The organism is Rickettsia aeschlimannii, assembly GCF_047973405.1.
In the GTDB taxonomy this organism is placed as follows: domain Bacteria; phylum Pseudomonadota; class Alphaproteobacteria; order Rickettsiales; family Rickettsiaceae; genus Rickettsia; species Rickettsia rickettsii.
Genome location: NZ_JBFQGO010000007.1, coordinates 18,353 through 30,093, shown reverse-complemented (window position 1 = coordinate 30,093; position 11,741 = coordinate 18,353). Strand labels below are relative to the sequence as shown.

The window sequence follows — 11,741 nt, the reverse complement described above, 5'->3', positions numbered from 1 at the left end:
GACGAAAATGGAAATGACACTAGAGTATACTACTCTTCAGCATCCATCTATTCTTTTCATGCACCTTAATTCGTCCAATAATCATATCGGCTGTCCCCTCATCGCCCTCTGCTTGTGCTACTTTGAGTTCCTTATATAATATATCTCTAATAATATCTTGATCTTTTGTTAGACTTTTAAGCATTTCATTTGCTGTTGCGTTTGGATTTGCCTCATCTATAGATGCAAGTTTTATTAAATCTGATAATGCGGGAACTTTAGCATTTAAACTTCTTATTCTTTCAGCTAAATCTTCATACTACCCCTCAAATAATAAATTTAGACTTCTAAACTCTGCTCCTTCTATATTCCAATGATAATTTTGTGTTTTAAAATATAAAGCATAGCTATCTTGCTAAAATTTGTTCTAAAGCTTTTACTACTTGCATAACACCCTTAAATTTCTATGAACTTTTTGACTTTACAACATTTCTTTAGATACTTCAAGCGATATTGAAATTTATATAATTTCACCTAATTGCAATGATTATATATTAATTATTAATTTTTGTTAATAATTTCTTGACTATTAAATAAGTACTGCTGATTATGCCCTTCAATTTTAAAAATCCAAAGGAATAGCAAAATGATACATCAATGTATGTTAGAAATAAAAACGCAAAAAAAAAAAGCTAAATTAAAATAATATATTGATGAAATTGAAGCTGAAAAACTCGCTGCTGAAATTAATGAAGATGTTACTACTGAAAATAACACTCTACTTGATAATGATCATGCTGTGGTAGATATGACCGAAGTCTCCTATGAAGAAGAAGGTGCTTTAGTATAGATAACCTAGAATATTGCTTTTTAATCAACAACCAGAGTTTCATCAATTAAAACCCATAATCATAACCCATTAAACTTATAGCAATTTTAAATGTTGAGCATGGAGCATAACGAGACTCGCAATTACCTTCTTGTTTTATATTTTCATTAACTAAAAAACAATCCGCTTGAGTTATAAAAGGTATAGTAAGTGATATTAGGGCAGTGAGATATAAAATAATTTTTTCATAGGTTAAAATAAAAATAGGTGGTTTTGTTGCATGACATAGAGAACAGGGAATGACATCAGCTTAAACTAATTATACAGTTTAGTAAATTTCCTGCGATTGATCTTCCTTACTCGGTACATAATCAAAAATATCATTATTATCTTGATTATCAATCATATCTTCATTCTCAAACATCTGAACATTATTTACTTTAAATGCTTCTATAACAGTACCGCTTGGTGTAATTTTACCAGTTGCTCTATCTACGGCGATTAGCTTAATTGAATCTGGAACTTTGAAAGGCAGCGATGGCTCATCCTTATAAGCATTACTCATAAAATCAATAAAAATCGGTAATACTACGTTTGAACCTGTTGCTCTTTTTCCAAGCTCTTTCGGTGTATCATAGCCCACATAACTGCCGACTACTATTTTGGGTGTAAAACCTACAAACCATGTATCTTTACTATCGTTACTAGTACCGGTTTTTCCGCCGATAATTTTCCCTAACTTCTTCGCAGCATAACCGGTACCTCTATCTATTGCTCCGGTTAAAAACGAAGTAATTTGATAATCACTAGCTTCATCCGTAACTCTATAGATATATTCTTTCGGTATTTCTAATATTGCGGTATCTAAATTACTATCCGAAACATTACAAGCAAGACATTCTCTATTATCTCGCCTATAAATAATTTTACCGTTACGATCTTTAATTAATTCTACAAAATGAGGCTCAACTTTTTTACCGCCGTTAGCAATAATTGCATAAGCATTAGTCATTCTGCTAAGTGTGGTTTCAATTGAACCAAGTACCACAGAGTAAACTTTTTTTGGTTCATTATTAATACCGAAACGCTTAATTATATCAACGATTTTTGTAAGTCCTACGGCAGTTGCAACTCTTACGGTTACAAGATTACGAGATTTTTCAAGACCAGTACGCATAGTGATTTCACCTAAAAACTTACCATCATAATTTTTAGGACGCCAACTAGGCATCCCTGGACCTTGCGGAATCTCAATAGGTCCATCGTTAAAAATCTGATTCGGCTTAACACCGGTTTCAAGAGCTGCTAAATAAACAAAGGTTTTACTCAAAGAACCTGGTTGACGAAGTGCTTGAGTTACTCTATCAAATTTACTTGTGGAAAAATCATAACCGCCAACGCTTGCAAGTACCTGTCCGGTATTGGGGTTCATAACCATAATAGCACCGTTTACTTCAGGAATCTGACGAAGAGCATACCCCTCTTTTATAGCCTCAACCACTATCACATCACCTTTTTTAAGCAAGGTCTTAACTGATTTAAGATTACTTCTTGCCCATTTCATTTCAGCAATAGGCATCTTAGATTTGCTACCGTCTATAAGTCCAATCTCTACATGATTATCGGCTACATCTAGAACTACAGCTAATTTATACTCTAAAAGCGATGGAGGAGTCGGTAGTTTTTTTAGCTCTCCTTGCCAATTATCAAGAGAAATATTAGCTTTAGGCTTTCTAAAACCACGCCTTCTATCAAACTCCCTTAGACCTTTTCTTAGAGAGTTTTCAGCTAATTGCTGCATCTTTGCATCTAAAGAAGTAATGATAGTAAGACCTCCGGTATAAAATTTTTCCTTACTATTTAACATCCTAATTACTTCTTCTCTGACCTGTGCAGCATAATAATCTGCCGTAACAGTTTCTTCTTTAGCTCGTTTACGTAAAACTATCGGGCTATCCATAGCTTCTTTCGCAGCATCTCTTGTTATATAACCATCTTCAAACATACGTGCTATTACGTAATCACGACGAGCTTTTACTCTAGCATAGTTTCTCTCAGGATTAAGTTCGGAAGGGGCTTTAGGCAGTGCCGCAATAAAAGCTGATTCTGCAATAGTAAGTTCCTCTACGGATTTATTAAAATAATTTTGTGCAGCTGCTGCAACACCGTATGCACCACGACCAAAAAATGTTTGATTAAGATATAATTCTAAAATTTGATCCTTAGTAAATACTCTTGAAATCATATAAGAAAGAATCGCTTCTTTAATCTTACGTTCAAGAGAAACTTCGTTAGTTAGCAGAAAATTTTTAACCACTTGCTGAGTAATGGTAGACGCTCCTTCCATACGCCTATGATGTAAATAATTAGATATGTTTAAAAATGCCGCTCTAACTATTCCAAGCAAATCAACGCCTGGATGGTTATAGAAATTCTTATCCTCAGCTGCAATAAAACTTTCTATTAGCGAACTCGGTACGCTATTAATCGGTACAAATACACGACGTTCAAAAGCGTACTCCTCCATTAATTTGCCGTCACGGGAATAAATACGCGTTACCGACGGTGGATAATAACGTGCAAGCTGTGAGTAATCAGGCAAATCACGTGAATAGTGGTATATTATATAAGCAGTAATCCCGCAACCTACTAAAATAAGGAAGGCAAAAATTTTTAAACAAAAAAGAAGAGATTTATACATGACTTATAATATTTCACCGGTTAAACTATTAAGTGAAGCCTCAGTAATTTTTATATCAATGATTTTACCAAGTAAAGATTTATTAGGGTTTTGGATATATACGGACTGTATGTATGGAGTTTTACCTATTATCTGGTCGTCGAATTTACCATTGCGATCAAATAGAACTTTCATAGTACTACCAACACAACTTGCATTAAAAGCTAGTTGCTGAGCCATGAGTTCTTGTTGTAATATAGTTAATCTCTCTGATTTTATATGTTCAGGTATTTGGTCGGTTCTAGTTGCACCAGGTGTGCCGGGACGTGGGCTATATTTAAACGAATAGCACTGACCATATTTTACTCTGCGGACCAAATCTAACGTATCCTCAAAATCTTCATCTGTTTCACCGGGAAACCCGACAATAAAATCAGAGGATAAAACTATATCGGGCCTTGCTTCTCTTAAGCGATTAATTATATCAAAATAATATTCCCGATCATGTTTGCGGTTCATGGCTTTTAATATTTTATTTGAACCTGACTGCACCGGTAGATGTAGAAACGGCATTAATTTAGGTTCGGTGCCGTGCAGTTTTATTAGATCATCATTCATATCTATCGGGTGTGAGGTAGTATAACGTAATCTCTCTAAATTGGGAATTTGTGCTAGATGCTTGAGTAAATCGGCTAGACTAAATATTTTATCTGCAGGACCTTTACCGTGATATGCATTGACATTTTGTCCAAGTAACATAATCTCTTTAGCACCGCTACTAACTACTTTTAGTGCTTCTCTGTAAACCTGCTCTACATTTCTTGAAAATTCAGCACCTCTAGTATAAGGTACTACGCAGAAAGTACAAAATTTATCGCACCCTTCCTGTACCGATATAAAGGCACTTGTTCCTTGCGGATATAATTGCTCAGGTAGCTGATCAAATTTTGCTTCTTCAACAAAATCAAGATCGATTAAGTGCTTTTCGTGTCTAACGACTTTTGAGATTAATTCCGGTAGGTTATAATAAGATTGCGGACCGACAACAATATCAACATAAGGAGTTCTTGTAAAAATCTCCTCCCCTTCCGCCTGTGCAACACAACCAGCTACAACTATTATTGCAGAACTTAAACCTTGTTTTGTTCTGGTATCTTGTAGTTTCTTAATACGACCGAGTTCAGAATAAGTTTTCTCGGCTGCTTTCTCTCTGATATGACAAGTATTTAGAATAATAACATCTGCTTCTTCAATATTTTCAGTAGGTTCATAGCCAAAGGGATAAAGCAAATCCTGCATCTTAATGGAGTCATAAACATTCATCTGACATCCGTAGGTCTTAATATAAAGCTTCTTACTCATAATTTTTTTTATATATATATATATCTTTAAACTAAAAGCCTAGTATACGAAGATCAACTTCAAAAAGAGCGAGGAGTTCACAAGGCAAGATGAGCTGCGTATAACGTAATACGTGAGAACCAAAGCTCTTGTAGAACGACTCAACCAATTTTTGCAGTTCATCGAATATAATATAAAAAGTTTTATATTATACTATATTTAATTAACTTTATCAATCTTTAAACTAAAACCTTGACGGGCATTGCTCAATAACTATAGATATCTTTAAAGCCCCCATCATTGCGAGGAAAAACTGCAAGTTTTGACGAAGCAATCCAGTTAAAAATACTAATATTTAGGTTTTTATTATTTTTGCTAGATTGCCACGCTCCTTGCAGTCGCTTGCAATGACGATTAGGTGTCCACGCAGGTAATGCTGAGTTAGGAATGACGCTCAATCCTTACTGATTAATTCTTGCTGTGCAGATTCTTTCGGTGATTTCTTTTAATTTTTCTATTCTTTCAATAAGACAAAGCAGCTGTTCTTTAGTAATTTTATAGTTTTTATCATATCTTGCATCAACATAAGCTTTTTCAAGAAGCTCAAAACACTTTTTTTGTTCTTCGGTTAATTGAAGAAATACACTCCATAATTCATTGTCATAATTTCCTGCCATCCTACCTAATTCTTGTAAATTATGTAATTTAGGTTTGTAGTTTGAGAAAACTAATAAAATAGTACTGTAAAGACTTTCCGTAGCTTGATGAGAAGGGCAAAGGCTGATAAAGCATACTCTAAATCTTTTAAATAAGTAGTCGCCCATTTTAAAAAACCTTTACCTCTACCAAACCAATATTCATAATAATCTTTAGCGATGTCTTTCATCTCGCTCCAAGGTAAATCTTTAGCCTCGCTAAGTATAAATTCACTGCTATCATATAAAAGAATACCTTCTTTTTTTATATCGGTATAAAAATAACGTCCTTTTTCTAACTGCCTATTTATTTCCTCTATTGACTCTAGAATTATCGATATTCTTGAATCATACGGAATAATTTGCTTAGGGTTTATTATTACTGTTTTTTCTAATCTTATATATATAATTATATTTTAATCTTAAAGCAGTGTATCCTTTATATTTACCTTTTTTCAGAATTATCAAAATATCAGTATCGCTATGATAGCCGTGAGGTAGATCACGTACCCAATCGCCTCTAGCAAAAGAGCCATACAAGATAATCATAGCGATTTTTCCTGCGCAATATCTAAAATATGCTGCACTATAAAATTAAGCCTTGCTCTAATTTTAAGAGAACGTTCGGGTAAGGTGGTTTTCATTTAAATATCTATACTTTATATTTTTTCTGCTTTTAGCTTTTTTATTTCTTCTATTGTAAGTTTAGTATATCGTGCTATTTTCTCTGTAGATTCGTTCTCTATTAGCATTTCTTTGGGCAGTTTCAATTTTCTCTTTCTCTATGCCCTTCTCCATCCCGACATTAAACTTTTCTTCAAATTTGTTTATTTCTTATTGTATAGCCATTTCAGCTCTAAAATAATCATCATGCTCCTGTTCTGTCCATTTATATTGCTCTAAACTTGCATATGCCGATAACACAATTTCATTTTTAATCTCTTTTGGCGGTTCTTGTTCTTGCGAAGCATATTTTAATAAATGCAACCATTCATCGGTATCATCTTTAAGATCATTTTTTTTAAACTTCCCTAATTCAATAAATACATAAGTTAATGAAAACAAATATTGTTTATGGGTATTGCTTTCTTTTATATGATGATAGCTAATATACGGCAATTCATCAGGCAAAGCTTTTGCTCCTATGATAGAAATTATTACTACCGGCAATAAATCCTTATGTTTCATACCCTTCTTAATTTGACTAACATAGGTATAACAACCGTAAAGCTGCGTTCTATTAAGATAATCTTTCTCCGTTTTACGCTGTATCTCGATTATATACCATCTACCGGTTTCATCTTTAACTTTTAGATCAAACAAACTTCTTCGCCCTTCAAGAAATAAAGGTAACTGTTCAGTAGTTATATAGCTTAAATCTATGATTCTATCTCCTTTCGATAACCTAAGAAGAGAGTTCAATAAATTTATTATAATTTATCGCTAAATAATTTTTTAAATGCGACATCATTTGTACCGTCTAAATATCTTTGCATAAATAATTATATCTTTGGTAAGTTTTTATATATAGCAAATTAACTTCAAGCAGTAAATTACTTTTACAATTTATTATCGGTACTAGGCTTCTTGCATAACCTCCTTCTAAAGGTAATTTGTACGTCAATCCGGTACTCGCATCCTCACGTACTTTTATGTACGCTGCAGTGCTGTGTTCCGTGTTCCCTTCAAGTTCCTCTTTATAAGATAGGTTAGCCTATTAATACCTATCATTATCATCATACACTCCCCAAATTACTTTCTTGGAAATCCAACCTGTGTAATCCTTACATGTAATTTGGCAGAATTGTTCTTTACATTTTTTTAAACTACAACGAACTTTTGGCATTAATTTTGCTATAACTCGGCTTTTAGGGTCTGCGGATTTGGTAAGTTCTATTTCCTTATCAGAAGTAATAACTACTGATCTTTTAGCTGATAAAACGCTTGAATGTATCCAACCGCCTTCACCGTTAATGTCACGTACTTGTCGCCATTGCTTGTACTCTGCAGTTATTTCTACCGGTTCGCCTTTTTTAACAAAAACCCATTCTACGGCAGATTTAGTAGTTGGTCCGCTCCTTGCATTTACTTCATTAGATTTTATTGAAACAAATCTCGGAATAGGCAATTTTTTATTATCGGCATTAATTGTTGTTGATAATATTACAATAATTAAAGTAATAAGAATTTTAATCATTATCTTCCGCTTCAGATAAAGCATCCTCTTTTTTTGCTATTATATAATTACCGAGCCTAAATTGTACTTTTATTCTATTAATTTCCTGCTCGCTAATACCTATATTTTTTAGGACTGTTCCACCTATTTGTAATCCAGTCTCATAACTTTCCGGAATAATAGTTGTGGCACCTAAATCATAAAACTCTCTAGCATTTTTTAAATTTTTTAACTTAACGACAACCGGTATATCCTGATAATTACCGCTAATTGTTTTAAGCGATTTCTTGATAGTTACTTGATTATTCATAGTAAGTATTATAGCGAATGCTCTTTCCGTACCTAATGCCTTTAGAGTATCGGCTTGCGATACATCACCTTTAAAAACCGGCAAACCGTTTGATAGCTCTTCTTTTACTCTATCATCATCTAAATCAAGTATTACATAACTTATACCTTCCGCTTCCAAAACTCTTGCTACCATTTTACCGGTATTACCGAGTCCGGCAATAATAATATGGTTTGTTAAATCTCTTGCTCCAAGCTCAATCATTTGAGTCGGAGTTTTACCAAGTCCTTTATCAACTTTCTCGGCAATCTTTTGCCCTAAAGCTGCGAGTAATGGAGTAAGTGCCATAGTAAAAGTAACTACGAGTAATAATATATCGGCAGTACTTTCTTCTAATACTCCGCTATCTTTACCTAAACTGAATAATATAAAACCAAACTCTCCGCCTTGCGATAATAATAAGCCTGAATAAAAAGCAACTCCTTTATTAAAACCGAATAAAATACAAAAAGCCGTTATGATTAAGGTTTTTATACCTATTAAAGCAATAGATAAAGTAAGAATATGAGATATTTTTTCATACATTTCTAGGGCATCGATATTCATACCCACGGTCATGAAAAACAATCCTAAAAATAAACTTTTGAAAGGATAAATACTTTCCTCTGCCTGCAATCTAAATTCAGTTTCCGCAACTAATACTCCGGCAACAAATGCTCCTAGAGCTAAAGATAAACCAAATGTTTCGGTAGCCCAAGCAGCAGAAAGTACTATTAACAAAGTCATCGAAATAGGTAACTCGCTTGCATTATTACTTTCTGATGAAATGAATGAAAATACAGGACGAAGAAAAACACGACCGACAATAAATATTGTAAGTAAGGCCGTTACAGCTTTTAAGAGTGCAATACCAAGAGCCGCTGCAAGCGAGGCTTTATTGTTACCGGCAAGTAACGGAACTATCACAAGCAATGGCACTACGGCCAAATCTTGTAGTAACAGAATAGCTAAAGAAACTCTTCCTATTTGCGTTGATTGACTACGATTTTCCTCAATAACCTGCATAACAAGTGCCGTAGATGAAAGGGCCAGACCACCGCCGGTAATAATAGCCGCACTACTATTGCCGTCTATAAGCACCATTGCACCGGCAATTACTATAGCGGTTGTTAAAACTTGCAAACTACCGAGACCAAATACATATCGTCTCATAGCTTTTAATCGCTCGAAGGATAACTCAAGTCCTATCGCAAATAATAGAAATACTACACCAAGTTCACCTAGTAACTTAGTTTGGTCATATGTTACGATTTTTAAACCGTGATCACCTATTGCAGCTCCGGCAATTAAGTAACCAAGTACCGGACTTAATCTAAGACGCTTAAGTATAGCCACGATAAAAACCGCAGTACCGAGTAAAATTATAACGTTAATAAGAATATGATCGTTCATCTTTTCCAAATTTCTTCTAACTTAAAATGCTCCCGTACTTCAGGATAAAAAATATTAATTAAAATAGTACCTGCATCTATTAGTACCCATTCTGATTTACCAAGCCCCTCAATATTACTATTTATACCAGCATTATTTTTTAATTCTAAAGCTACATATTCAGCAATTGCTCCAACATTTTTAGTCGAACGACCGCTAGCAAATATAATATAATCGGCTAATTTATGTTTTCCTGTTAAATCAATTACCTCAATATCTTCTGCTTTTTTCTTACTTAAACATTCTAAGATAAATAATTTTAATTCTTCAGTTTCTTTTTTCATAATAATTAATAAATGACATAATAATATTAATTATTATATGCATAAGAGTCGATTTTATCAATGAATGTTTAAAATTCTATAATAAAAATTCATATAAAGCTTTACTTTAAGCAAAAAAAATTTAATTAATACTTAAATTAATACTGATAAAATAATGGCAATATCTGTAGAAGAGTTAGAAAAAATACTTAAAGAATCATTTCCGAACAGTACAATGAAAATTACTGATTTAGTAGGAGATCAAGACCATTATGCCTTAGAAATATCAGACATTCAATTTAATGGACTTTCTTTAATTAATCAACATAAATTAGTAAAAAACGCCCTGTCTGAAATATTAAATAAAAAACTACATGCAATTACCATAAAAACTATCGCAGTTCCCGAAAAATAATTACAGATATTAATATAATAATCCTTATACAAATTCAACTTATTATTTAATTTTATGCAAACAGCTGATTATATAGTAATCCGCTATTCGTGTGTAATTAAGAATAAGGATTTTAGAAGTTTACTTTAAGTCTTAGCGTACCAGACTGGGCATGGTATTTTTTAGCTAAGTTCAGACTGTAATGCACTCCGTACCCCATTCTACCCTTCTTAATTACTGCACCTGCCCCTAAATCATATAGCATTTTAGTAGGTTTAAATGCCGGTAGAGGCTCATTAAGACCGTTAAGATCTGCAATGATTGCCGGTGTTTTACCTTTGAAGTCGTAATTAATAAAGGCATGAATTTGCGGTCTAATTATGAATTCATCCTTATAGTAGGTTATTTTCACTGCCGAGTATACATACCTTCAACCTTGTTATATTGACGTTTCTGAATAGTTAGGTTTTGGAAAGAAGTACCGTATTCCTGATAACTGGAATCTTTAATCTTAGTAAGCCTGATTCCTGCCATCAGTGCAAATGAAGTTTCTTTCCATAGATAATTATAACCCCCAACTACTTGACCGCTATAAGAAGTTGAATGATACTTATCGTGTGCTGTTTCATAACCACCTATAATATTACGTAGTTCATTAGTTTTAATATCACTTCGTGCATAGGTGGTTACGCCTTCTATAAGTAGGTTATTTATAAAGTTATATAAACCGTATATAGAAGTCCATATTAGTTCCGACCTTAGTAGTATTGCCGGCTTTAGCATTTTGGTAACGTAACTTCGTATCGACTCTAGTATAAGCAGCACCAAGAACTATATTATCGTTTATAACGGTATCAACCCCGATTGAGCCACCGGTAGATTTAGCTTTATAACCGCTAAGTTAAGTCCGTTAAAGGCTTTTTGTACTGCCTTACCGTAATATAGGCTAACCCATACCCCGTAAATGAAATTATTAGCTTTACTTTCAAGTTCACAATCACCGCCTCCGACAGCTGCACCTCTCTTACGTGATGTGGCATCTTCTGCTGCAGGATTCATGTTGTTATTTTCATCTTCAAGAGCCTTAATTCTCTCCCTTACTTTTTGATTACCGATACTAGTATTATCTTGTGCAGCATTAAAGCCGTCGTTCGCTTTAGCACGACTTATTCCGCTACCTGAGCTTCCACCGCTACTTGTGTACCTGCAGAATTATCTTGGCTACTACCTATAGCAGACATATCGCTACCGGGACTACTTCCTATGCCGTTACTATTATTAGCGGGAGAAACACCTGTTGCTTTAGGATTACCGCTATTACCGTATGGACTACTTCCGCTGTTGGTTACACCACCTTTAGTTGTACCTCCCAAACTAAAACTGCTCCCTTGTGCTAAAGAGTTACCGCTATTAGCAGGAGCAATACCGGTTGCAGCAGGACTATTATAACTTGAGCCACCGGCACCACCCTGACCACTAGAAGCCGTTGATGGACTGTATACATCCGAACCGGAAGCTGGACTATTGTAGCTTGAGCCACCTGTTGACCGACTGTTATAGCCCGTAGTACCTCCAAAACTACCGCCTCCTCCGGTTGATAACTG

The 11,741-nt window shown here is 34.2% G+C and carries 15 protein-coding genes and 2 pseudogenes; 1 reads left to right on the top strand and 16 read right to left on the bottom strand.

What is annotated here, in order from left to right; genetic code table 11:
- Window positions 1–19 precede the first annotated feature (19 nt).
- The 11 genes and pseudogenes from AB4K15_RS06270 to rsfS all read right to left on the bottom strand — a co-directional run bounded on the left by AB4K15_RS06270 (window position 20) and on the right by rsfS (window position 9,764).
- A pseudogene (locus AB4K15_RS06270) lies at window positions 20–428 on the bottom strand (Dps family protein).
- 708 nt (window positions 429–1,136) lie between these two features.
- A complete protein-coding gene (locus AB4K15_RS06265) occupies window positions 1,137–3,509 on the bottom strand; it encodes a penicillin-binding protein 1A (RefSeq protein WP_500225320.1) in 2,373 nt (790 codons plus the stop codon).
- A gap of 3 nt (window positions 3,510–3,512) precedes the next feature.
- Window positions 3,513–4,850 (bottom strand): tRNA (N6-isopentenyl adenosine(37)-C2)-methylthiotransferase MiaB, encoded by a 1,338-nt coding sequence (gene miaB / locus AB4K15_RS06260; RefSeq protein ID WP_032073645.1) that lies wholly within the window; start codon window positions 4,848–4,850, stop codon window positions 3,513–3,515.
- A gap of 245 nt (window positions 4,851–5,095) precedes the next feature.
- Entirely contained in the window at window positions 5,096–5,287 is a 192-nt protein-coding gene (locus AB4K15_RS06255; protein WP_032073646.1) for a hypothetical protein, read from the bottom strand.
- 3 nt (window positions 5,288–5,290) lie between these two features.
- Window positions 5,291–5,653, bottom strand: a complete 363-nt coding sequence (locus tag AB4K15_RS06250; protein ID WP_500225318.1) for a HEPN domain-containing protein — start codon at window positions 5,651–5,653, stop codon at window positions 5,291–5,293.
- A gap of 237 nt (window positions 5,654–5,890) precedes the next feature.
- On the bottom strand, window positions 5,891–6,073 hold the full coding sequence (locus AB4K15_RS06245) for a nucleotidyltransferase domain-containing protein (protein ID WP_048751025.1): 183 nt from the start codon (window positions 6,071–6,073) through the stop codon (window positions 5,891–5,893).
- 285 nt (window positions 6,074–6,358) lie between these two features.
- Window positions 6,359–6,946 carry an Rpn family recombination-promoting nuclease/putative transposase gene (locus AB4K15_RS06240; RefSeq protein ID WP_500225313.1) on the bottom strand — a complete coding sequence of 196 codons (588 nt, stop codon included), beginning with the start codon at window positions 6,944–6,946 and terminating at the stop codon, window positions 6,359–6,361.
- A 160-nt stretch (window positions 6,947–7,106) separates the two neighbouring features.
- A pseudogene (locus AB4K15_RS06235) lies at window positions 7,107–7,235 on the bottom strand (palindromic element RPE1 domain-containing protein); the annotation flags it as partial.
- Between the two features lie 6 nt (window positions 7,236–7,241).
- Window positions 7,242–7,721: an SH3 domain-containing protein gene (locus AB4K15_RS06230; RefSeq protein ID WP_032073647.1), complete on the bottom strand. Its 480-nt coding sequence runs from the start codon at window positions 7,719–7,721 to the stop codon at window positions 7,242–7,244.
- A complete protein-coding gene (locus tag AB4K15_RS06225) occupies window positions 7,714–9,441 on the bottom strand; it encodes a monovalent cation:proton antiporter-2 (CPA2) family protein (protein WP_012736865.1) in 1,728 nt (575 codons plus the stop codon). The genes AB4K15_RS06230 and AB4K15_RS06225 overlap by 8 nt, the downstream gene beginning before the upstream one ends.
- Complete coding sequence (rsfS, locus tag AB4K15_RS06220; protein WP_032073648.1) at window positions 9,438–9,764, bottom strand: ribosome silencing factor; 327 nt, start codon at window positions 9,762–9,764, stop codon at window positions 9,438–9,440. The genes AB4K15_RS06225 and rsfS overlap by 4 nt, the downstream gene beginning before the upstream one ends.
- Window positions 9,765–9,918: 154 nt before the next feature.
- Between rsfS and AB4K15_RS06215 the strand changes: the two genes are divergently transcribed.
- Entirely contained in the window at window positions 9,919–10,158 is a 240-nt protein-coding gene (locus AB4K15_RS06215; RefSeq protein WP_032073649.1) for a BolA family protein, read from the top strand.
- Window positions 10,159–10,270: 112 nt separating this feature from the next.
- On the opposite strand, the gene AB4K15_RS06210 is transcribed toward AB4K15_RS06215, so the two are convergent.
- From AB4K15_RS06210 to AB4K15_RS06190, 5 genes are all read right to left on the bottom strand, one after another.
- Window positions 10,271–10,549 (bottom strand): autotransporter outer membrane beta-barrel domain-containing protein, encoded by a 279-nt coding sequence (locus tag AB4K15_RS06210; protein WP_500225763.1) that lies wholly within the window; start codon window positions 10,547–10,549, stop codon window positions 10,271–10,273.
- Complete coding sequence (locus AB4K15_RS06205) at window positions 10,546–10,920, bottom strand: autotransporter outer membrane beta-barrel domain-containing protein (protein ID WP_500225305.1); 375 nt, start codon at window positions 10,918–10,920, stop codon at window positions 10,546–10,548. The genes AB4K15_RS06210 and AB4K15_RS06205 overlap by 4 nt, the downstream gene beginning before the upstream one ends.
- The gene (locus AB4K15_RS06200) at window positions 10,856–11,002 is read right to left on the bottom strand and encodes a hypothetical protein (RefSeq protein ID WP_500225372.1); all 147 of its coding nucleotides are present in this window, start codon (window positions 11,000–11,002) and stop codon (window positions 10,856–10,858) included. Before AB4K15_RS06200 ends, AB4K15_RS06205 begins: the two co-directional genes overlap by 65 nt.
- A complete protein-coding gene (locus AB4K15_RS06195) occupies window positions 10,981–11,196 on the bottom strand; it encodes a hypothetical protein (RefSeq protein ID WP_084698746.1) in 216 nt (71 codons plus the stop codon). Before AB4K15_RS06195 ends, AB4K15_RS06200 begins: the two co-directional genes overlap by 22 nt.
- A 107-nt stretch (window positions 11,197–11,303) precedes the next feature.
- On the bottom strand, window positions 11,304–11,510 hold the full coding sequence (locus tag AB4K15_RS06190; RefSeq protein WP_500225303.1) for a hypothetical protein: 207 nt from the start codon (window positions 11,508–11,510) through the stop codon (window positions 11,304–11,306).
- Window positions 11,511–11,741: the final 231 nt, after the last annotated feature.